The sequence below is a fragment of the Chloracidobacterium sp. genome (assembly GCA_016720705.1).
Taxonomy (GTDB): domain Bacteria; phylum Acidobacteriota; class Blastocatellia; order Pyrinomonadales; family Pyrinomonadaceae; genus OLB17.
This window is the reverse complement of the sequence record JADKKB010000007.1, coordinates 1,812,129-1,833,640: the sequence shown is the minus strand read 5'-3', so window position 1 is coordinate 1,833,640 and position 21,512 is coordinate 1,812,129. Positions and strand designations below refer to the sequence as shown.

The following is a 21,512-nucleotide window of genomic DNA, read 5'->3' as shown; positions in this document are numbered from 1 at the left end:
GATTTTGTTTCAAATTAATTTTATACCCGCTCGCGATAATGTTGAGATCCGCTCAAAACACCGTAAACCCTGTGCTTGGTTCAGTTAGTGGCCAATCGCTGTTTCAAATTATAATTTCCCATTTCGGGCTGCTCTGGTGCAATTTGCCTACGCCATTCTGCATTTTGAACTGAGAAGGGTGTCCCAAGTCCCGACACAGTTGATGCTCGATCCGGCCGCGCATATCTCCTTAGTTTTCAAAGACCAGTTCAACTCTTAATTCGAAAAATAACTCGCGGGGATAGCGACTTGTCGCATTTTGGGTGCTACCCAATAAAGAGCATCCTTATTCTTCCGACTTTGTAACTAATCGTAGCCAAATAAAACCCACAATTCCGGCGGTAAGCGACGCCAACAGCACTGCGATCTTCGACGCGTTTATTACTTGAGCGTCGCCAACAAAGGCAAGATTAGTAATAAAGATCGACATTGTGAAACCGATCCCGCCGAGCATTCCGGCACCCGCAATGTGCTTCCAATTCAGGTCTTCGGGCAATTTGCACAGACCGAAAGTGACGGCGGCGAAACCAACCACCAAAATTCCCAAAGGTTTTCCTATCAACAAGCCAGCCATTATTCCTTCGCTGTTAGCCGTCAACAGATTTTGCGACCAATCTGCTCCGATCACGATCGCCGTATTCGCTAACGCGAAGATCGGCAGGATCACGAACGCGACAGGTTTGTGAAGCAGATGTTCGAGACGGTGTGACGGCGATTCTTCGTCATCTTGCTTGGTTGAGAACGGCATCGCAAACGCGAGCAACACGCCGGCAATTGTCGCGTGAACACCCGACTTCAACATCAAAAACCACATCAACGCCCCGCCGATCAGATACGGCACGAGCGACATAACCTTGAAATAGTGATTCAGAACTATTAACAGAACCCAAACCGCCATTGCTCCGGCTAAATAGAAGATAGAAAACTTTGCCGTGTAAAAGATTGCAATGATGATTATGGCAAACAGATCGTCCATCACCGCAAACGCCACGAGAAACACTTTCAGAGACGCCGGAATACGATTGCCGAGCAACGCCAGCACACCAAGCGAAAACGCAATATCGGTCGCCATCGGGATTCCGACACCAGCTTGTGTGACAGTTCCCGCATTAAGTGCAAAGTGAATCATTCCCGGCAACGCTACGCCGCCGATCGCCGCGATAACAGGGAGCAGTGCCGTCCTGAAACTCGACAACTCGCCGTTATAAAGCTCGCGTTCGAGCTCCAGGCCGATCAGCAGAAAGAACACAGCCATCAGCCCATCGTTCACCCAATGCTCTACGGTCAATCCGGCCAAATCCCGCTGCAGAACTCCGAGATACTGATCTCCAATAACCGAGTTTGCCACCAGGATCGAGATGCCCGTACAAACGATCAGCAATATTCCACCCGATTTTTCCGAGTCAAAAAATGCTTTGAATGTATTTGATAATTTTTTCGGTACCACACGCATATTTTTCTTATTTATTAAGGATATCAGAAGATTCGTAAGGCTCTCGTCATCAAAATAAGGGTTTTTGATACTGCTCACAAAAGTACTTGATTTAGCACGTACTAGACAATCATCGTGGTAAACATACCACGTGCCCCCTGAGCCGGAAGAGCTTTAATTGGCTGTTGCCGATCAGATCGGCCGGGTATTGTTGTATCAATTTGCGTGCGGGGTTATATTTCTTGCATGAAGAATCAATTGTCCGTCACTCTGAGAACGATCCGGAACGGGATCGCCGCTATTTGTCTGATATCGGCATTTGCAGTTATCACAACTGCTACCGATCGCAACGCGGAACTTGCGCGTTGGGAGCGGCAGGCGGCAAATGTCTCGATCGTACGTGACGATTGGGGCATCGCTCACGTTACGGGCAAAACTGATGCTGATGCGGTATTCGGGGCGATCTACGCTCAGGCGGAGGACGACTTTAACCGCATTGAGGTCAACTACTTAAACTCGCTCGGGCGGCTCGCCGAGGCCGAGGGTGAAAAGGCGATCTGGAGCGATCTGCGGCAGAAATTATTTATCAATCCCGACATACTCAAACGAGACCTCGCCTCCTCGCCCGCATGGTTGCAAAAACTAACGGCGGCGTGGGCCGACGGGCTTAACTTTTATCTCGCAAAGCATCCGCAGACCAAACCGCGAGTGCTGACGCGGTTTGAGCCGTGGATGGCACTCAGCTTTACAGAGGGCAGCATCGGCGGTGATATCGAGTCGGTCAGCCTGCGCGACCTGGCCGCATTTTATGGCAATACGAAATTGGCTGCGGGTTCGTTTGCAATAAACGACGATGTCTTCAAAGAGCCTCTGGGTTCGAACGGCATCGCCATCGCGCCGTCAAATACGCGGGATAAAAAGGCTCTGCTACTGATCAATCCGCACACGTCGTTCTTTTTCCGCTCGGAGCTGCAGATGACGAGCGGCGAGGGCCTCAATGCCTACGGTGCATCGACGTGGGGACAGTTTTTTATCTATCAGGGCTTTAATGAACATTGCGGTTGGATGCATACGTCGAGTGCGGCAGACGTCATTGACGAATATCTCGAGACCGTCATTAAAAGCGGTAACCATTACGATTACAAGTACGGCAGTGAGGAACGCCCGTTTGCGACCGCAGATATAACGGTGCCCTTCAAGACCGAAAAGGGCTTGGCGCAACGCACATTTACGACCTACTATTCACAACACGGTCCGGTCGTGCGTGAGGAAAATGGTAAATGGGTGACCGTCAGCCTGATGAACAAACCGGTCGCTGCCCTTATCCAATCGTATATGCGGACCAAGGCGAAAAACTATTCTGAATTTAAGACGGTGATGGAGCAACAACAAGCCAATTCATCAAACGCAACGATCTATGCCGACCGCGACGGACGCATCGCCTATTTTCACGTCAACTATATGCCGCGCCGCAACCCGAAATTTGACTGGACGAAACCCGTCGACGGCTCTGACCCAGCGACCGATCAGAAAGGACTGCATACAATGGCCGAGTCGCCCGATCTGCTCGACCCCAAGAGTGGCTGGCTATACAACAGCAACAATTGGCCCTGGTCGGCCGCCGGTGCGAGCAGTCTGAAACAATCCGATTATCCCGCATATGTCGACAGCGGCGTCGAATCAGCCCGCGGACTACACGCCATCAAGGTGTTGCAGGGCAAGCGCGATTTTACGCTCGATTCGCTCCGCGATGCCGCGTACGACAGTTACCTGACATGGTTTGACAAGGCACTGCCCTCGCTGATCAAAGCCTGGGATGCCGCCGCCGCGTCCGACCCGCTCAAAGCAAAGACGGCCGACCAGATCGCCGCATTAAAGGCTTGGGATCGACGCTGGGCGGTGGACTCAGTGCCGACATCACTTGCTATTTTCTGGGCCGAAGATCTGGTGCGTCTGATCGCCCCGGACGCTCAAAAGACTAAGATGTCGTTCGAAGATTACATTGCCGAACGAGCGGCACCGGAATCGATGCTCAAGTCGCTCGCGGCGGCATCCGATAAACTTACGGCGGATTTTGGCAAATGGCAGACGCCGTGGGGCGACATTAACCGCTTTCAGAGGATCACGGATGACATCGTTCATCCTTTCAGCGATGCTGCCCCAAGCATACCGGTAGGCTTTACGTCGGCGAATTACGGTTCGCTTGCGTCATTTGGAGCCCGAAGGTATATGGGATCGAAAAAACTTTACGGTAGCTATGGAAACAGCTTTGTCGCGGTCGTTGAGTTCGGTCAAAAGGTCCGAGCCAAGGCCGTAACCGCCGGCGGCGAGAGCGGCGACCCGAAATCCAAGCATTTTAACGATCAGGCCGAAAACTATGCCGCCGGAAATTTACGCGAAGTGTACTTTTATCCGGCACAGCTAAAGGGCCATACCGAAAGCAAATACCGCCCCGGCAATTAATACCGACGTCGAGTTAGATCTGTAATTGGCCGCTATATAGGCAAACCGTGACCGGAATACGATAGGCCGCGGTCTAGGGATCAAGGTCGTCCTGTGGCTTGGTGTTGAGAAACGTCGAAATAGCTCCCGCGATCTGCGATTCCTTTTGGTAGCTGTTGAATATGGGCGGGTCGTCACGAAGTGTCTGCTCTCCGGGTTGACCTAGCAACATCCCTCCAAGCAGAAGTACGACCATATAAACGCTATCGTCATCCGCAGTGCGTTTGTCGATGCGTACTCCGCAAAACTGACTGGCACTGCCCTCGATCACCTCGTTCTTGAAGATGCCCCGGCGTGTGAAGTGGTATGAGTCGTTTGATTTGTCGAAGGCGTAAACCTCGCGAAACGTTCCGCCCAAACTGAAGAGAAGCAAGACGACAAAGGTTGCTATGAGTCCCGCGAGTGCGCCGAAGCTCGACCAGATATCGAGATCTACTCCGACCCTTGCCAAAACGAACGACACTGCGATGAATATCGCAATGCCGAGTAGTCCGACGATCGAAACGAACATTCCGAGCGTTGGCCTCCGGTCTTCGATCACCAGCACGCCCCGACGATCGTAGATATACACTCCGAAAAGATAGTCGACGATGTTTTGGTACGTTTCCATTTGATAGCTAACGGATACCGTGCAAAAACCGTTGCAGCCTAACTCTCGTTGACCTTGAGCACGGCCAAGAACGCTTCCTGCGGGATCTCTACACGGCCAACTTTTTTCATACGCTTTTTGCCTTCTTTCTGTTTTTCGAGCAGTTTGCGTTTACGAGAGATGTCGCCGCCGTAGCACTTAGCAATGACGTTTTTGCCCATTGCCTTGACGGTTTCGCGGGCAATGACCTTGTTGCCGATCGCAGCCTGAATGGCAACTTCGAACATCTGCCGCGGGATGAGTTCTTTCATCTTTGCGGTCAGGAGTTTGCCTTTCGACGTCGCGGTATCGGCATGCATTATCACCGAAAGTGCGTCGACCGGTTCGCCTGATACGAGCACATCGAGCTTAACGAGTTTGCTGGCCTGATAGCCGGAGACGTGATAATCGAGCGATGCGTAACCCTTGGAGACGCTCTTTAGACGGTCATAGAAATCGAGCACTATCTCGTTCAGCGGCAGCGAGTAGACGAGCATAACGCGGTTGGTCGTAATGTACTCAAACTTTCTCTGCACGCCGCGTTTTTCGTCCAAAAGCGGCAGTATCCCGCCAAGGTAGTCGTCATTGGTCAGGATCGTCGCCTCGATGAAAGGCTCCTCGATCTTGACTATACGGCTGCTGTCCGGCATTTTCGATGGACTGTCGATCTCGGCAACCACGCCGTCGGTCGTCGTAACGCGGTAACGCACGCCGGGGGCGGTGGTGATCAATTCGAGGTTAAATTCGCGCTCTAACCGCTCCTGGATGATCTCCATATGGAGCAGGCCGAGAAATCCGCAGCGGAAGCCGAAGCCGAGTGCGGTCGAGCTTTCCGGCTCGTAGAAGAAAGATGCGTCATTCAAACGGAGCTTATCCATCGCATCGCGGAGGTCCTCGTACTGGGCGGAATCGATGGGATATAGACCGGCAAAGACCATCGGCTTTACTTCCTGAAAACCGGGGAGCGGCTCCGTGACCGGTCTCGCCGAGTCAGTGATCGTATCACCGATCTGTACGTCGGCCACAGTCTTGATCGATGCGGTCAGAAAGCCGACTTCGCCCGGCCCGAGTTCGTCGATCGGCGTCGGACGCGGACGGTTGACGCCAACCGTTTCGACCAGATAGTCGCGGCCGGTGTTAAAAAATCTGATCTTCATCCCTTTTTTAAGGGTTCCGTCGATCATACGAAACAGCACGATGACGCCCCGGTACGAATCGTACCAACTGTCGAAGATAAGTGCTTTGACCGGAGCGTTGCGGTCGCCTTTCGGCGGCGGCACCTTAGCGATGATCGCCTCGAGTACTTCGTCAACGCCGAGGCCGGTCTTGGCCGACGTCAGTACCGCCTCGCCGGCGTCCAGGCCGATGATATTCTCGATCTGCTCCTTGATCCGGTCCGGTTCGGCGGACGGCAGATCTATCTTGTTAAGTACCGGAATCAGTTCGAGATCGTTTTCGATCGCAAGATATGTGTTTGCAAGAGTTTGTGCCTCGACGCCCTGCGATGCGTCGACGACCAGCAACGCCCCCTCGCAAGCCGAGAGTGATCGCGAAACCTCGTAAGAAAAATCGACGTGGCCCGGTGTATCGATCAGATTGAGAACATACTGTTTGCGGTCCTTTGCCGTGTAGTCAAGCCGCACTGCGTGGGACTTGATCGTGATCCCGCGTTCACGTTCGAGATCCATACTGTCGAGCAGTTGCGCCTCCATATCGCGCTCGGCAACTGCTCCGGTCAATTGTAATAAGCGGTCGGCGAGCGTCGATTTGCCGTGGTCGATATGGGCAATGATCGAGAAATTTCTAATAAGTTCGGTATCCATACACTAAGACAAACTCGAATTGTAACAAAACTGCGGTAGTTACGCATTATTTCGCCAAAAGTGCGGCACGGGGCGAGCAAATAATTTTTTTGTTAAAAACACCGAATATTTGTTATAATTGCGACACACATTCAGATTTTTGATTTATCAGAGATATTGACCGGAGGTAATATAAAATTATGAGAAACGAGTACGAACGAGAAGAATCGAGCATTGCAACAAAGCTATCCTATTTGATCATCGGTGGCGGTATCGGAGCTGTTTTGGCTCTGTTGTTTGCCCCGAAATCGGGACAAGAACTTCGCGGTGATATCGCCGACGTGACCCGCAAGGGCATCGAAAAAAGCAAGGAAACGGCGACTCAATTACAGGAAAAGGCCGGCGAATACTATGAAGTATCGCGTGAAAAGGCTACCGAATTTTACCAGACCGCACAGGACAAGGCCGAAGATCTGACCGAAAAGGCAAAGGCCGCAGCGGTTCGTACGGCAAATCCGTTTTCGGCAGCGATCGAAGCCGGTAAGGACGCCTATACGCAAGAAAAGCGTAAGAATGAATCAAAGTCTATTGCCGATGGACGCGCTAGCTATCCGGTCAAGGACGAAGAGACGAACTAACTTAATCTATGAACCCGAATGAGCCGCAGTTTTGGATGATGATCGCGTCGATCATCATCGCAATTTGCTTTATCGTAATGGCTTTTGCGTTGATCGCGATCGCTGTAACGGTTCGGCGTGTCGTTGCGACAGTCAAGCGGGTCGAGGAGCGGATCGATCCGCTGATCACCAAGGTTGATGCGATCAGCGTACAGGGCAGAGAGATATCTGTTCATTTCAACGAGATCTCATCGAATCTCTCGACCGCTACCAAGTATCTGGCCGAGTCGACCGAACTGATCAAGTTGGAGGTCGCCGACCTCCGCGTACTGGTCGGCCAGACGGCGATCACGGCTAAGGACAAGGTCGAGATGGTCAGCAGATCGATCGATCGGACTCATTCGCAAGTTTTGGATACAACGGAGTTTGTCAATCAGAAGATCGTCGTGCCCGCCCGCGAGATCGCCGCTATAATGGCCGGTGTCAAAAAGGGCCTCGAAGTGCTGTTTGCCCCGACGCCTAAACAGATCGATCGGGTGTACATCGATGATGAGATGTTCATCGGGTAGGCGAAATCATAGTCATCAAATAAGTGAGGCCGCCAATATTGGCGGCCTCACTATTTAGAGATCAGACATTTCTAATTGGTCTTTGGTGTTTTGACCGTGTCGGTCGGCTGGGACTGCGATTTGCGAAGCTTGCGTTGCGTTTGACGCTCTTCCATACGCTGGCGCATTTCCTGCTTTCTGGTTTCGATCTTGGCCTTTTGCTCGGCCGTTAGAACGCCCATAACCTGTTCGTGAATTGCTTTGCCCTTTGCCTTACGCTCAGTGCCCATTGCCGCGAAACGCTCATTCTGTGCGGTGGTCAATGTGCCGTTTCGTTTGGCCATCATCAAGGTTCGCATCTCTTCGCGAGATTCCTGTGAGGGCTTGTCGGCAGCCATTATGGACTGGATCTGGGTCTTCTGTGCATCGGTAAGATCGAGACCCTGGAGCATACGACCCATTCCGGCGCCTTGGCGCATCCCCATTCCGCGGCGTTGGCCGCCCATACCCTTATGGCCGAACTCGCCCTGACCCATTCCGCGGCGTTGGCCCTTGTGGACCTTCTGGGTATTCTTTTCGGCGGGTACGGTCGCGTCCTGAGCGGATGTTGCTACCGTGAATGCCGCAGTTGCTGCTGCGAGCGACAATACTGTAAAAAATTTGAATTTTAATGACATAGTAGTACCTCTGGAATTTTATTTGGCTTTCGCCATCACTTACTTAGACGTGTGCCGTGTGCGTTTAGTCGTAAGATTTTTGTATGCGAGTGCAAAGAAATGTAAATCCGGCGTACGCTCAATACATACTATTAGCAAGGAATGTTTGTTATCATTTGCATATTACAGACCGAAAATGCGAAATTTAGGTAGTAGCGCATTGTAGCCAGATGAGATTTTTATCAGAGATCAATTCGCCGGCTGATCTCCGGCAGCTAAAGGTCGAAGACCTTCAGGAAGTTGCGGACGAGGTTCGCCAGTTCATTATCGACACTTGTTCGCTGATAGGTGGGCACACCGGCGCCAGCCTTGGCGCGGTCGAGCTCGCCGTCGCGATGCACTATGTCTTTGATACGCCCAAAGACCGACTTGTGTGGGACGTCGGACACCAGGCGTACGCTCACAAAATACTGACCGGCCGCCGTGATCAGCTTCACACGATCAAGCAGGAAGGCGGTATCTCGGGATTTTTGCGCCGTGATGAGTCGGAGTACGACACCTTTGGTGCCGGCCACGCCTCGACGTCCATCTCGGCCGGACTAGGGATGGCGGTCGCCCGCGACAAGAAGGGCGAGGACTTTCACGTCTGCACGCTGATCGGCGATTCGAGCCTTGCGGGCGGGATGGCAATGGAAGCCATCAATCAGGCAGGACATCTCAAATCACGTCTAATCGTACTGCTGAATGACAACGAAATGTCGATCGCACCGGCGGTCGGTGCATTGAGCCGTTACCTTAACCGTATCAAAGAGGCCCAGAGCTACCAGCACCTCAAAGAAGAGATCGGCGACGCACTCGAGAGCGTGCCGGGCATCGGTGGATCGCTTCGCCGCGCCGCAAAATCTTTTAAAGATGCGATCGCTGCCGCGGTACTGCCCGGGGCTTTGGTCAACGAACTTGGATTCAAATATATCGGCTACGTTGACGGTCACAATGTCGCGATGCTGGTGCGGGCACTGGAAGAAGCAAAAAAGGTCGATGACGGCCCGGTCATCGTCCACGCCCTGACCACCAAGGGAAAAGGCTTTCCTAACCCTGAAAAAAATTACTACGCGTATCACGCGACCGGTCCGTTCGACCCCAAGACGGGTTTACCCTTCCAGTCGAGCAAGGCCGCTGCACCGTCATATACAGCAGTATTTGGCGACACAATGTGCGAATTAATGGCGTCGAATGACAAGATAATCGCGCTCACGGCCGCAATGCCGGACGGTACCGGCGTGGATAAGATCCTGGAGAAATTTCCGGAACGGGCTTTTGATGTCGGCATCGCCGAGCAGCACGCGGTCACATTCTGCGCCGGAATGGCGTGCGAGGGAATGAAGCCGGTCGCCGCAATTTATTCGACATTTCTGCAACGCGGTTTTGATCAGGTGATCCACGACGTATGTCTGCAGGACCTGAATGTAACTCTCGCGATGGATCGGGCCGGCATTGTCGGCGCGGATGGTCCTACGCACCACGGACTTTTGGACATTGCGTATTTACGCAGTTACCCGAATATTGTGCTGATGGCCCCGAAAGATGAGGCTGAGATGCGCGATATGATGATTACAGCGATCGAACATCCGGGCCCGGCAGCGATCCGATATCCACGGGGCAATGGACACGGAGTTGATATTTCGGCCGCACCAAAGGTCATCGAGATCGGTAAGGGCGAGGTGCTCAGAAAGGGCACGGACGGTGCCGTGGTCGCCTATGGCTCGATGGTCTATCCGGCAATGCAAGCCGCCGAAAAGTTGGCAAAGAGCGGCGTAAATATTTCGGTTGTAAATGCCAGATTCGTCAAACCGCTCGATGCCGAACTGTTGCTATCAACGGCTCGCGAAATGCCGCTCATAGTAACGGTCGAAGAGGCATATTTGGCCGGCGGATTTGGCTCCGCGGTTATGGAATTGCTCGAGGCCAACGATCTGCAGGACAAGGTCAAAGTGGTTAGAATGGGAGTGCCGGATGAGATAGTCAGCCACGGCGACCCGAACCGCCTGTTGGGTGACTATGGCCTAGATGCTGACGGGATCTACAAACGAGTTTTGGACTCGCTCAACGCCCTTAACGCGGAACAGAGCGGTGGCAGAAAGATAAGAGCGGTCAAATAAACCGGATCAAATAATAATGAGTAAACAGAATCAAAAAAAGAGCGGAATGCCGGTCGTGATCATCGGTATAGTTTTGTTATTGGCAGTTGGCGGTGGTTACTATCTTTTTACATCCGGTAAACCGGGCACACCTCCTAAGACGAATACTAACGCCGCAGCAAACGCTACAAAGACACCGGGAATCCCGGTAAATGCGCCGCTTGGAGCTCAACCGCCGAATCAGGCCGGTTCACCGACAGCATCGGTCACGGTTGAGGAATTTGCCGATTTCCAGTGTGGATCTTGTGCTGCGGCAAACCCGGTGATGTCCGAGATCAAGTCGTCATACGGCAGCCGCATAAGGTTTATCTTCCGTAATTATCCACTGTCGATCCCGGCCCACGACAAATCCTATGATGCCGCCGTGACGGTCGAGGCCGCCGGTATGCAGGGTAAGTTTTGGGAGATGCAAAACCAACTGTTCTCCAATCAGCAGACCTGGACCTCAAACCCGAACTACAAACAGCTTTGGAACGAGTATGCACAGAAGCTGGGCCTGGACCTCGTAAAATTGCAGGCTGACGTTGCCGGCATTGCCGCCAAAGGACGCGTAGACGCTGACCTCCAGCGAGGCCGCGGATTGAACGTAAACTCCACGCCGACCGTTTACGTTAATGGCATATCGATTCCGTTTAACGAAATGAAGGTCGAGAGCCTCAAACGTATAATCGACGCCGAACTTGAAAAAGCAGCTTCAACGCCCCCGGCAGCCAAACCTGCGGCCGAAAACACCAACTCAAATAAGTGAGCGAGGGCGAAACAACCGTAAATGACGAAGTGAACCACGTTCGATGGCTGCCTATGACGGCGGCCATCATTGCGTTGGTCGGCGTTGCAGATTCGGTCTACCTGACCGCGCACCATTACACCGCCGAACCGGTTCCGTGCAGCATTATCGAAGGCTGCGAACAGGTTTTGACAAGCGGTTACGCGGAGATCGCCGGATTTCCGCTAGCGGCTTTTGGTGCGGCCGCGTATTTTGCCGCATTTTCGCTAGCATTGCTGACAGCCTTTGGATATCGGTCACTCTGGGGTCTTTATGGTATCCAGGCAACGATAATGGCCATCTTTTCAGTTTGGCTCATTTATATCCAAGGCATTGTGATCGGTGCATTTTGTCAATTTTGTCTCTTATCGGCGGCGACCAGCTTCACTTTGTTTATTCTCTACCTGATTTCCCGTTACCTACAGCCTAAATCAACAGCATAGCTAAATGCCTGAATCTAAATTTCGAAGCGTATCGAAAACTATTTATGAGCGTCGAAATTGTGTATATGTTTCGACTTGGCATTTGAAGTGTAAATGATGTAGCTTAGGGTATTAATAACCGCTTTTGGCGAATATAAAGTGACTCAAGCAATACTACATCGCATAGCATCGGGTGACCGTGCCGCCGTTCAGGAATGCCTGACAAAATATGGCGGATTGGTTTGGTCGATCGCAAGAAAAATGTTGCGTAATTCGGATGATGCCGAAGATGCCGTACAGGAGATCTTTGTCGACATCTGGAAAAACGCCGGTCGTTTTGACGAAGCTCAGGCGTCGGAAACGACGTTTATCGCAATGATCGCCCGCCGTCGAATAATCGATCGTATCAGATACGCGACTAGACGGATCTCGGCGGATTCATTGGACGATGTCCTGCTCGAACCGTTTAACCGGTCTGATAAGGATATGCAGATGAGCGTAGAAGCTAATGAAGCTGCCGAGGCTATGCGTAAGCTGAGGCCCGAACAGCAGCAGGTTTTACGTCTTTCGATCATTCAGGGAATGTCGCATCAGGAAATATCTGATGCCACCGGTATGCCGATAGGTACTGTCAAGACCCACGCTCGACGTGGATTAATGCAGGTCAGGGAGAATTTGGGATTAGGTAATGCGGAACGCTTAAAGGGGGTGTCGGTATGAACAAAGACGTACAAGAATCATTGATCGACATCCTTACGGAAAAAGCTCTTTTTGGATTGGATGCGGCCGAAATGCGGTCGCTTGAATCGATGCTTGCGGAAGCGGGCATCAATTCCGACGATTCGTTTGATATGGCGGCGGCAGCGGTAAGTCTTGTCGATCTAAACACTGATGAGCCCTTACCGCAGCACCTGTATGCGAACATTATCGCATCGGCGGACCAGTATTTTGCTGCAAATGTCGCGGACGCAGCACCGAGCGCTGAGCCCGAGTATCAGAAGGTTCTCACATTCGAACCAAAACGCTCTTGGAGTTGGTTGGGATGGGCGTTTGCAGGACTGGCGATCGTGGCTTTGGCTGGCAACGTTTGGATGACGAGATTTACACCTATCGAGGTCGCAGGCCCCGGCAAACCGCCGGCAACGACGCCGGAGAAACTAACGCCGGAGCAGGAATTGGCCCAATTACTGGCTTCGCAGGCTTCACTCACGAAAGCTTCGTGGGGTGCCGGCAATATGAAAGACCTCAAGGATATTGGCGGCGACGTTGTCTGGAGTGACGAAAAGCAGACCGGCTATATGCGTTTGCGTGGACTACCGGTCAATGACAAGTCCAAAGAGACCTATCAGCTCTGGATATTCGACAAGACGCAGGACAAGGCTACGCCCATCGATGGCGGAACTTTTGACGTCGACAAGAGCGGCGAAGTGGTCATACCGATCGACGCCAAACTGAAGGCTCTCGGCCCTGAGCTTTTTGCAATCACGATCGAGAAACCGGGCGGCGTTGTAGTTTCAAAGCGGGAAAAGATCGCGGCGCTTGCAAAGGTTGAACCCCAATCGAAATCAACTACGTAGTACAATTGAGTTTTTAAATTTGGTCGAAGGCTCGGTCGCTCTAATGCGATGTGCCTTCGGTCTTTTCGTTGTATATTTCAATTTAAGTTAGGAGTTACAAATGCGTTCCAGATTCACTTTGCTATTCTTGCTTGCGGCCATTTCGCTAATGCCTCTGAGTATATTCGCCCAAACCGGCAATAAGCTGCCGAAGATCAACATCAAAGAGTACCGGCTAAAGAACGGCTTGCGGGTTGTTTTTCATCAGGACAAATCGACGCCCGTCGTCGCAGTCAACGTCTGGTACCACGTCGGTTCGAAAAATGAGGCACCCGGACGAACCGGATTCGCCCACCTATTCGAGCATATGATGTTCCAGGGATCAAAGAACTACGGCGACGGATATCTCGGCGCAATGGATGAGGCTGGTGCCAACGTAAACGGCACGACCAATGAGGACCGGACGTATTATTACGAGGTCGTTCCGTCAAATTTCCTCGAGCGTGCGCTTTATCTGGAAGCAGATCGGATGGGCGGACTGCTCGACGCGATGTCGCAAGAAAAGCTCGATAATCAGCGCGATGTTGTAAAAAATGAACGGCGCCAACGCGTAGATAACCAACCCTACGGAACCGAAGGCGAAAAGATCGGCGCGATCATGTATCCGAAAGGCCACCCGTACAACTGGTCGGTCATCGGCTCGATGGAAGATCTCGGTGCCGCCTCGCTCGACGACATAAAGTCATTTTTCCGCACCTATTACGTGCCTAACAATGCAGTGCTCGTTCTCGCCGGCAGTTTTGACGAGGCACAGGCGAAAACCTGGATCAAAAAGTACTTTGGCCCGATCGCCAAGGGTGCTGACGTATCTCGTCCGACACCGGCTCAGCCGGCTCTCGATAAAGAGGTTCGTGTAGTCGTCGAGGACGCCGTGCCGCTCTCGCGTATATCGATGGTATGGCACAGCGTGCCGCAGTTTGCCGGCGACGAAGCCGCTCTCGACATCCTCGGCAATATCCTGAGTTCAGGCCGCGGTTCGCGGCTCCAGAGCAACCTTGTCTACGGCAAGGAGATCGCCCAGAACATATTTGCCAACAATGGCACCAATGAGATCGCCGGCGTATTTCAGGTCACGGCTCTGGCAAAACAGGGCAAGTCGCTCGACGATATTGAAAAAGAAGTAAACATCGAGCTCGAACGCATTAAAAAAGATCCGCCGACCGCCGACGAGATGACCCGTGCGTTGAACGGCATCGAATCGCAGACGATATTCAGGCTGCAGACGGTACTGGGCAAAGGCGGGCAGTTGAGTAATTTTGTCGGCTATCGCGGAAAGCCTGACTATTTCCAGGAAGATCTCGACCGCTATCGTAAAGTGACCGCGGCCGATGTCCAGCGTGTCGCCGCCAAATACCTTACGGCAAATCGGCTTGTTATGAGCTACGTCCCGCGTAAAGGTGCCGGCCCGGCGGGAAATCCGAACGCCAACAAACCGACCTCGACGGAGAAAAAGAAAAAGGACGATGCCTTGCTCGCCAAGCAAAAAGCGGCATTGCCAAAGCCGGGCCCAAACCCGTCAATCGCACTGCCGGCGATCGAAAAGACCAAACTTTCGAACGGCCTGAACGTTTGGATAGTCAAGCAGAACGAACTCCCGATAGTCTCGATGAACCTCGTGCTCAACACCGGCGGAACACTCGATCCGGCCGATAAGTCGGGCGTCTCGTCGTTTACCGCGAATATGCTTAATCAGGGCACCAAGACGCGTTCGGCCAATGATATTGCCAACCAACTGCAGTCGATCGGTGCATCGGTCGGTGCCCAGGCCGGCTGGGATTCGACGAACGTCAGTATGCAGTCGCTGACCAAGGATCTCGATCAGGCTCTCGGCATTTACGCCGACGTTGTGGTCAATCCGACGTTCCCGAATGCTGAATTTGAAAGTAACCGCCGCCGTCTGCTCGGCCAGCTCTTCCAGCGAAAATCAAATCCGACGGCAGTTTCGGACGTCGTATATAACAAGGTGCTCTACGGCGACCAGCCGTACGGACGGCAGTTGAGCGGCGACGAAAAGTCTGTCAAGGCGTTTACCCGTGACGATCTCGCAAACTTTTATGCCAAAAACTACGGCCCGAGCGGCAATACGCTGATCGTCGTTGGCGACGTCGAAACCAAGACGCTGATGCCAAAGCTCGAAAAGGCGTTTGAAGCGTGGAAATCCGGCGGCAGTGCGGCAATGGCGAAGCCGGATTCGAATATGATGGGCAAACCGGGCGTTTACCTGGTCGACAAACCGGGTGCCGCTCAGTCATCGGTTTCGATCGGCCAAGTCGGAGTCGACCGTGCCAACCCCGACTACTACGCTGTTCAGGTGATGAACGCGATCCTCGGCGGCGGCGGCGGTGCCCGTTTGTTTATGAATCTTCGTGAAGACAAAGGTTATACGTACGGTGCCTACAGCCGCTTTACTTATCGCCGCGGAGCGGGCCCGTTTGCCGCGTCAGCCGAGGTTCAGACCGGTTCGACCAAAGAATCGATCGTCGAGTTTATGAAAGAACTCAACGGCATTCGCGGTTCGATTCCGGTCAGTAATGACGAGCTCGAGACCAACAAGCAGAGCCTGATCCGCCGATTCCCGAGTGGGTTTGAGACAGTCGGTCAGATCTCGGGCCAGCTCGCCAATCTGGTCGTTTACGGGTTGTCGGACGCGTACTTTAACGAGTATATTCCCAATGTCAACGCCGTCACTGTCCAGGACGTAAATCGCGTTGCCAATAAGTACCTCGACCCGACAAAGATGGCGATCGTCATCGTCGGTGACCGAAAAGTGATCGAACCGGGCTTAAAAGAGCTGGGTTATCCGCTTACGATCCTCGATGCTGACGGCAATCCGGCCGCACAATAAGCATCGGTCAACAAACAAAAAGAAGAGGCAAGGCGAACAGCCTTGCCTCTTCTTTTCTTATTGAACCCCGCATTTATTTACGGATCAATACCACCGGCGACTGTTCGGCATCGCGGATCTTTGTATAAAACTCTTTGACCATACCGTACTGGTCGGCCGGCAATGATTTGCGTCGAGTGATCAGATTGCGGGTAAAATATAGCTTGTCACCCTTTACTTCGTAACTCGTGGAATAGCTTCCGAACGCCGTTTCAAGTTTAACGGGGTCAGGCGTTTCGTCGACGACAAATCCCGGCGGTAATCCAAAGACCGCAGTTTCGCGCATCGAGAACGAGTCGATCTCGATCGGATTGGTACGCCGACTTTCAGTTAGCGAAATATCATTGCGGCGGCCGACCACTACGGTCTTGAATACCAACAGACGGTCCTGCATCAACTGACCATAGCGAGGTGCCGCAAAGGTAACATCGAGATCAAAACCGGCCTCGGACGCACGGTCTTTCGATCGAACATCGATCAACGTTGCACCGGAAGAACCGCGTGTCAGCCAACTCTCGACCGCCTTGCGATAGTCCGCAGATGAATATTCGCGAAGTTCACGCCGAAATGTCGTTGAGATCTGACCGCTGGCTCTCTCAAGTATCTTCCCGGCAACCTCGCCGGTAACGGAGATCTCAGCGTCAATTCGGCGGTCGAGCACGTCGGTGTCCGGGGGCGAGATCGGCATCTGCACGAGTCCGCCCTTTTCACCGGCAATTAGCAGAGCCATACTTCCCTGTAAATAGTCGGGCAGATCGCCCACAGGCGTATAGGGGTCAGTAGCGTCAAAGATCAATAGACGACCTAGTGTCGGGTGCGAGATCACGGTCGGGCCAACGGTCGAATCGCTGACTTTTACGGCAATAATACAATGGTTGAATTGTCGCGGCGATGCCCATTGCGAACGAACATAGGTCGGGTCGCCGGAATAGATCGCTATCGGATAGGCTTCGATCTTTAGCGCACGGAGCATCGCACGCATCAGATTGGCCTTGTCCTTGCAGTCGCCATATCCCCGACTCATTACCAACGCCGAAGAACGCGGGCGATAACCATTGCCGTACCCGACGCCGATATCGATGGAGATATACTGCAGATTCTGTACATAATTGCCGATCGCACGGATCCGGTCGAGTTCAGTTTGTGATCCTTCGGTCAGGTCGCGGGCCTTGCCTGCGATATTGTCGTCCATTACCACTTGCGGGTCGTACATTGCGGTGGCCCAACGTGATACTTCGGTCCAGTCCTCGAATACACGGTCTCTGGTTTGAGTCTTGTTGTCGGGACCGTAATTGACAGCGATCCGCGGCACCAGATTTACTATCGCCGGGCTCATCGGCTCAGGCGGTACGGGTTTGAGCCCACGCATCTCCCACGAGTACGTCGTTCCGTTTACGGTAGGCTTAATTTCGGGCGAGTTAAAGGTAATGCTTGATGCTGACCAGCCTGCGGGAAGCGAGATCGAGTAGCGTGACAATAGCGTCGGCAATCTACCCTGAAATCTCCAGGTATCCTGATAGAAAAGAGGCGTGTCCTCGGATATGATCGTATAGCCGAATACATACCCCGTTTCGACATCGCCCGAGGCATCTATCAACTTGATACGGCCTTCGTTATAGACGTCATCTTTATCTGCGATGATATCGAGCACCGACTTTTTGTCATACGCTTTGGTGGTTCCGTCCGGGCGGATCAGCCACGCTACTATGTCCTTGACCTTGCCAGAACTGACCAGGTAATACGCCCTCGCGACGGCGAACCTCCGCCCCTCTTTGGACAAGAGCTTGACTGCGTAGTTCTCGACCGATAACAACCTGCCGTCGCTATAAGTAATTTGCTGCTCATCGTGCAGGACTACCGCCGGCACATCCTTGTCATACGATGGAACGACGCCTCGGGCCGCCTGAGTCATCCACGCCGGGATTTGGTCGTCGGCATATGCTCCGGTGACAGCGCCGCACAGCAATAGAGCGGCAAGAAAGACGGATCGTAGCGGGAGAGTGGATCTAGTCGACATAGTTACTCCGAGGATTACCGCTGCTTGAGAGTGATCGTATGTGTATCCGACTTGTGAAAATTATCAAACAAGCCTTTCAATGCGGGATATGATTCGACGCGAAACAGTGTCTTTCCGCCGCCGCCAAAAAAGAACTTGCGCTCATACTTAAGGAAATGCGTGGCCGCATCCACACCGATCTTAATATCGAGCGACGCGATCTTTTCCGAATCGAAAATGGCGCCGGGAGCATCGGCATTGTCTAGATCGTAGGCAGCAGGATAGTCGATCTCGACCGAATCGGTCTCGGACCACGGATACGAGAAAAAGATATCGTAAGTGCGGCTCGAGCCCTTAAATAGAGGTGATACACCATATTCAAAAAATCCCGGCTGGACAAAAATTCGCTTACCGGTCTTTTGAGCGTAATTCGGCACCTTTACGGTATATTTCTTGGTCAGGGTCTTTTTGATATCGTCGACGTTTTCGATCGACACGTTTGATATTTCAGCCGTACTGAGCCTTGCTTTTATCTCAGTTTTGAGATCTTCTTCGCGTTTTGCGGCTGATTCGTCATAATTTGCAGATCTATACGAGAGCGCGGGATGCCCGCTATATTCCATCACGACATCACCCACGAGGCTGCCATCTTCGAGCAACTTAAATTTTCCGTTCCGCGTGATGTTTGATCTGTCTTGCGGCGTAAACGGCGTTTGCTCCCAACTGTACGACTTGTCGGAGACAAGGAGAGCCCAATTGTCTTCTTCGTACCAGACGAGCATACCGTAGGGTAGGAATTTCATTCCCGGATTAAACAACTTCCAGGCGCCGACGACGTTTACACCGATCAATCCAACGTGGATCAGCCGATCGTTGGCCATATTCGGATGAAAGAACATTTGACTGCGGTCACCGACCAATCCGACCCTTGTCTCCAGCCCGAGCGAACTCGCCATTGCACCGAAGACCATATCTATGTAAGGCGAACTTGCGGATTTTCGCTTCAAAACATCCGCAAGCGATCTTATTTCCGGCAACTTGGCTCGCTGCTCGTCGGTCAGCGTGGCGTCGAACGTGGTGTTTGATATTTGGCTCTGACAATATTCGTAGAGTTTTTGTAGTTTCTCGTCGGTTGTCTGTGCCCCGGCGGTGATCTCCTCAGCAGCTTTTCTGATATCGCTGTCCTTTTTTAATATAAACTTGGCCAGCGAGGAGCGCTCGCCGGCGACTCCGGCCCAATATTTCTGCACATTGCTCGGGTCTTTTACCGCATACGTGAGCGAATTCCCCGAAAAGGTATAAGCAAATCGGGTACCGGTAAGCAGCATCCACGCCCTGACCATATCGTCCGGCGGCATTCTGGGCTCTTCCTTAAGTGCCGGTACATTTGTCCGCGTCGCTAGATAGTAACCGCCCTTATCCTTCACGAATTCAACCCCTTTGAGGTTGTAAGGCTGAGTCTGAGGCGCCTTATCGTTATACGGTTTGTAGTAATACACCAGATTCTGCACCGGAATATCGCGTTGAAACTGGAGTTTCATCCCCATTGCGCTGGCATCCTCGACCGTTTCCTTGTAACGGTATTCAACGATCACACCCGGTTCGATATTTGGCACGGCAAACGATCGTGCCTTGACCTTGACGCCGTTTGCACGAACGATCTCACGATCGAAGATCTCTTCCTTTTTGATATCGACGATCGTACCGTCTGCTCTTATAACGCGTGCCGCGAGGTCCTTGATCTTAGTGCCTTTCGAATACGTGATATCAAACTTACTGTATTTCTCGCGACCGCGTTCGGTAAATATCTTTACTCGAACATAATGCTTACGCGAAAGTTCATCGCTGGAACTGTCGTCAATTCTAACCTCCCAAAAGATCGCCTCTGCATCGGCATCGGCATCGACAATGGGAGTTTTTTGAGCGATCTCGCCGGACGAGATCGGCCGCCATTCATTGTCCTGGGCCTGAACTGAACCGCCGATCAAAAGGATCGTCAATAATAATGATGCTGAAAGCAACAGTTGTTTGGGAAAGGTTCGCATTTTTATACCTGCCAGAATGTACTAACGGTCAGTTAGGTGCCGACGACGTTCTCCTGAGAAACAAAAAGGGATACACAGGAGGTGGAGATCAATAAACTGGGACAGTAATATCAAGTCGAGCGCCCATAGTCTATGACAATTGTCACAATTAAACAACATTTTTCTCCGCCTGCGATGGGCGGAACGCTTGTGCTATAATTCATCCTAAATATTGATTTAATTAAGTATTTATCAAAGAGGAGATATTTTAATGGCAGTCGATCATAGTAAGATCCAAGAACTTTTAGGCGCTGATGCCGCGACACTTTTGTCACACGTTTCGACGACGATCCCAAAAGAGCATATACACTTGCCGGGCGGTGATTTTGTTGACCGCATTGTCGTAAGTTCGGACCGCAATATCCGTGTATTGAGGAGTATGCAAACGCTTTATGGCACCGGACGTCTGGCAGGAACCGGATATCTATCGATCTTGCCCGTCGATCAGGGCATCGAGCACTCAGCAGGAGCGAGTTTTGCACCGAATCCGGAATACTTTGATCCGGAAAATATCGTAAAGCTCGCCATCGAGGGCGGTTGCAATGGCGTGGCATCGACTTTTGGCGTACTCGGTTCAGTAGCTCGCAAATACGCGCACAAGATCCCGTTTATCGTTAAGATCAATCACAATGAACTTCTGACATATCCGAACCAGTTTGACCAGGTGATGTTCGGCACGGTCGAACAGGCCCATAATATGGGCGCCGTGGCGATCGGTGCGACGATCTACTTCGGTTCGGAACAGTCGACCCGCCAGATCACCGAGGTGGCCGAGGCCTTTGCCTACGCCCACGAACTCGGAATGGCGACGATCCTCTGGTGCTACCTTCGCAACCCCGCATTCAAAACTCCGCAGGGTGATATGCACACGGCGGCCGATCTTACGGGCCAGGCCAACCATCTCGGCGTGACCATCCAGGCGGATATTATCAAACAGAAACTGCCGGAGCGGAACGGCGGCTACAATGCTCTCAATATCGAGAGCAGCTACGGCAAGACCAACCCGAAGATCTACACCGAACTAACCACTGACCACCCGGTCGATCTGGTTCGCTATCAGGTGGCTAACTGCTATATGGGCCGTGCCGGCTTGATCAACTCAGGCGGCGAATCGAAGGGTGCCGGCGACCTCGCCGACGCGGTCAGAACTGCGGTCATCAATAAACGTGGCGGTGGAACGGGACTGATCTCAGGCCGCAAGGCGTTTCAAAGGCCGATGACGGAGGGCGTCGATCTGCTGAATGCGATCCAGGACGTTTACCTTGACGAACAGATCACCGTGGCATAGTTAATTAAGGCACTTAAACAAATGTCGGGCCGGG

Annotated in this window: 16 protein-coding genes; 10 read left to right on the top strand and 6 right to left on the bottom strand. The window is 52.4% G+C overall.

Features of this window, described 5'->3' with window-relative positions:
• Positions 1-325 precede the first annotated feature (325 nt).
• Positions 326-1,492, bottom strand: coding sequence for a Na+/H+ antiporter NhaA (nhaA, locus tag IPQ00_15390; GenBank protein MBL0241946.1), 1,167 nt, complete (start codon positions 1,490-1,492; stop codon positions 326-328).
• A gap of 225 nt (positions 1,493-1,717) precedes the next feature.
• Between nhaA and IPQ00_15385 the strand changes: the two genes are divergently transcribed.
• Entirely contained in the window at positions 1,718-3,934 is a 2,217-nt protein-coding gene (locus IPQ00_15385; protein ID MBL0241945.1) for a penicillin acylase family protein, read from the top strand.
• 73 nt (positions 3,935-4,007) lie between these two features.
• Here the strand turns inward: IPQ00_15385 and IPQ00_15380 are convergent, their stop codons facing one another.
• Both IPQ00_15380 and lepA read right to left on the bottom strand, forming a co-directional pair.
• Positions 4,008-4,583, bottom strand: a complete 576-nt coding sequence (locus IPQ00_15380; protein MBL0241944.1) for a hypothetical protein — start codon at positions 4,581-4,583, stop codon at positions 4,008-4,010.
• Between the two features lie 38 nt (positions 4,584-4,621).
• Positions 4,622-6,424 carry an elongation factor 4 gene (gene lepA, locus IPQ00_15375; GenBank protein MBL0241943.1) on the bottom strand — a complete coding sequence of 601 codons (1,803 nt, stop codon included), beginning with the start codon at positions 6,422-6,424 and terminating at the stop codon, positions 4,622-4,624.
• 179 nt (positions 6,425-6,603) lie between these two features.
• Between lepA and IPQ00_15370 the strand changes: the two genes are divergently transcribed.
• Together IPQ00_15370 and IPQ00_15365 are read left to right on the top strand one after the other, a co-directional pair.
• On the top strand, positions 6,604-7,041 hold the full coding sequence (locus IPQ00_15370) for a YtxH domain-containing protein (protein ID MBL0241942.1): 438 nt from the start codon (positions 6,604-6,606) through the stop codon (positions 7,039-7,041).
• Positions 7,042-7,049: 8 nt separating this feature from the next.
• Positions 7,050-7,589 (top strand): hypothetical protein, encoded by a 540-nt coding sequence (locus tag IPQ00_15365; GenBank protein ID MBL0241941.1) that lies wholly within the window; start codon positions 7,050-7,052, stop codon positions 7,587-7,589.
• Positions 7,590-7,660: 71 nt separating this feature from the next.
• Here IPQ00_15365 and IPQ00_15360 read toward each other — a convergent pair whose 3' ends face one another.
• The gene (locus IPQ00_15360; GenBank protein MBL0241940.1) at positions 7,661-8,245 is read right to left on the bottom strand and encodes a Spy/CpxP family protein refolding chaperone; all 585 of its coding nucleotides are present in this window, start codon (positions 8,243-8,245) and stop codon (positions 7,661-7,663) included.
• A gap of 209 nt (positions 8,246-8,454) precedes the next feature.
• On the opposite strand from IPQ00_15360, the gene IPQ00_15355 reads away from it, so the two are divergent.
• The 6 genes from IPQ00_15355 (at position 8,455) to IPQ00_15330 (ending at position 16,071) form a co-directional block, all read left to right on the top strand.
• Positions 8,455-10,383 (top strand): 1-deoxy-D-xylulose-5-phosphate synthase, encoded by a 1,929-nt coding sequence (locus IPQ00_15355; GenBank protein MBL0241939.1) that lies wholly within the window; start codon positions 8,455-8,457, stop codon positions 10,381-10,383.
• Between the two features lie 16 nt (positions 10,384-10,399).
• On the top strand, positions 10,400-11,170 hold the full coding sequence (locus tag IPQ00_15350) for a thioredoxin domain-containing protein (protein MBL0241938.1): 771 nt from the start codon (positions 10,400-10,402) through the stop codon (positions 11,168-11,170).
• Positions 11,167-11,631, top strand: a complete 465-nt coding sequence (locus tag IPQ00_15345) for a vitamin K epoxide reductase family protein (protein MBL0241937.1) — start codon at positions 11,167-11,169, stop codon at positions 11,629-11,631. Before IPQ00_15350 ends, IPQ00_15345 begins: the two co-directional genes overlap by 4 nt.
• A gap of 138 nt (positions 11,632-11,769) precedes the next feature.
• Positions 11,770-12,330, top strand: a complete 561-nt coding sequence (locus IPQ00_15340; protein ID MBL0241936.1) for a sigma-70 family RNA polymerase sigma factor — start codon at positions 11,770-11,772, stop codon at positions 12,328-12,330.
• Complete coding sequence (locus IPQ00_15335; protein ID MBL0241935.1) at positions 12,327-13,187, top strand: anti-sigma factor; 861 nt, start codon at positions 12,327-12,329, stop codon at positions 13,185-13,187. Before IPQ00_15340 ends, IPQ00_15335 begins: the two co-directional genes overlap by 4 nt.
• A gap of 100 nt (positions 13,188-13,287) precedes the next feature.
• The gene (locus IPQ00_15330; protein MBL0241934.1) at positions 13,288-16,071 is read left to right on the top strand and encodes an insulinase family protein; all 2,784 of its coding nucleotides are present in this window, start codon (positions 13,288-13,290) and stop codon (positions 16,069-16,071) included.
• Positions 16,072-16,144: 73 nt separating this feature from the next.
• Here the strand turns inward: IPQ00_15330 and IPQ00_15325 are convergent, their stop codons facing one another.
• Together IPQ00_15325 and IPQ00_15320 are read right to left on the bottom strand one after the other, a co-directional pair.
• Positions 16,145-18,127: a DUF3857 domain-containing protein gene (locus tag IPQ00_15325; GenBank protein MBL0241933.1), complete on the bottom strand. Its 1,983-nt coding sequence runs from the start codon at positions 18,125-18,127 to the stop codon at positions 16,145-16,147.
• A gap of 14 nt (positions 18,128-18,141) precedes the next feature.
• Positions 18,142-20,151, bottom strand: coding sequence for a DUF3857 and transglutaminase domain-containing protein (locus IPQ00_15320; protein MBL0241932.1), 2,010 nt, complete (start codon positions 20,149-20,151; stop codon positions 18,142-18,144).
• 250 nt (positions 20,152-20,401) lie between these two features.
• Between IPQ00_15320 and IPQ00_15315 the strand changes: the two genes are divergently transcribed.
• On the top strand, positions 20,402-21,478 hold the full coding sequence (locus tag IPQ00_15315) for a class I fructose-bisphosphate aldolase (GenBank protein ID MBL0241931.1): 1,077 nt from the start codon (positions 20,402-20,404) through the stop codon (positions 21,476-21,478).
• The last annotated feature ends 34 nt before the right edge of the window (positions 21,479-21,512 follow it).

Bases quoted from the DNA above. Each gene is read 5' to 3' on its own strand.
- nhaA (MBL0241946.1), bottom strand. From the start codon at position 1,492: ATGCGTGTGGTACCGAAAAAATTATCAAATACATTCAAAGCATTTTTT.
- IPQ00_15385 (MBL0241945.1), top strand. From the start codon at position 1,718: ATGAAGAATCAATTGTCCGTCACTCTGAGAACGATCCGGAACGGGATC.
- IPQ00_15380 (MBL0241944.1), bottom strand. From the start codon at position 4,583: ATGGAAACGTACCAAAACATCGTCGACTATCTTTTCGGAGTGTATATC.
- lepA (MBL0241943.1), bottom strand. From the start codon at position 6,424: ATGGATACCGAACTTATTAGAAATTTCTCGATCATTGCCCATATCGAC.
- IPQ00_15370 (MBL0241942.1), top strand. From the start codon at position 6,604: ATGAGAAACGAGTACGAACGAGAAGAATCGAGCATTGCAACAAAGCTA.
- IPQ00_15365 (MBL0241941.1), top strand. From the start codon at position 7,050: ATGAACCCGAATGAGCCGCAGTTTTGGATGATGATCGCGTCGATCATC.
- IPQ00_15360 (MBL0241940.1), bottom strand. From the start codon at position 8,245: ATGTCATTAAAATTCAAATTTTTTACAGTATTGTCGCTCGCAGCAGCA.
- IPQ00_15355 (MBL0241939.1), top strand. From the start codon at position 8,455: ATGAGATTTTTATCAGAGATCAATTCGCCGGCTGATCTCCGGCAGCTA.
- IPQ00_15350 (MBL0241938.1), top strand. From the start codon at position 10,400: ATGAGTAAACAGAATCAAAAAAAGAGCGGAATGCCGGTCGTGATCATC.
- IPQ00_15335 (MBL0241935.1), top strand. From the start codon at position 12,327: ATGAACAAAGACGTACAAGAATCATTGATCGACATCCTTACGGAAAAA.
- IPQ00_15330 (MBL0241934.1), top strand. From the start codon at position 13,288: ATGCGTTCCAGATTCACTTTGCTATTCTTGCTTGCGGCCATTTCGCTA.
- IPQ00_15325 (MBL0241933.1), bottom strand. From the start codon at position 18,127: ATGTCGACTAGATCCACTCTCCCGCTACGATCCGTCTTTCTTGCCGCT.
- IPQ00_15320 (MBL0241932.1), bottom strand. From the start codon at position 20,151: ATGCGAACCTTTCCCAAACAACTGTTGCTTTCAGCATCATTATTATTG.
- IPQ00_15315 (MBL0241931.1), top strand. From the start codon at position 20,402: ATGGCAGTCGATCATAGTAAGATCCAAGAACTTTTAGGCGCTGATGCC.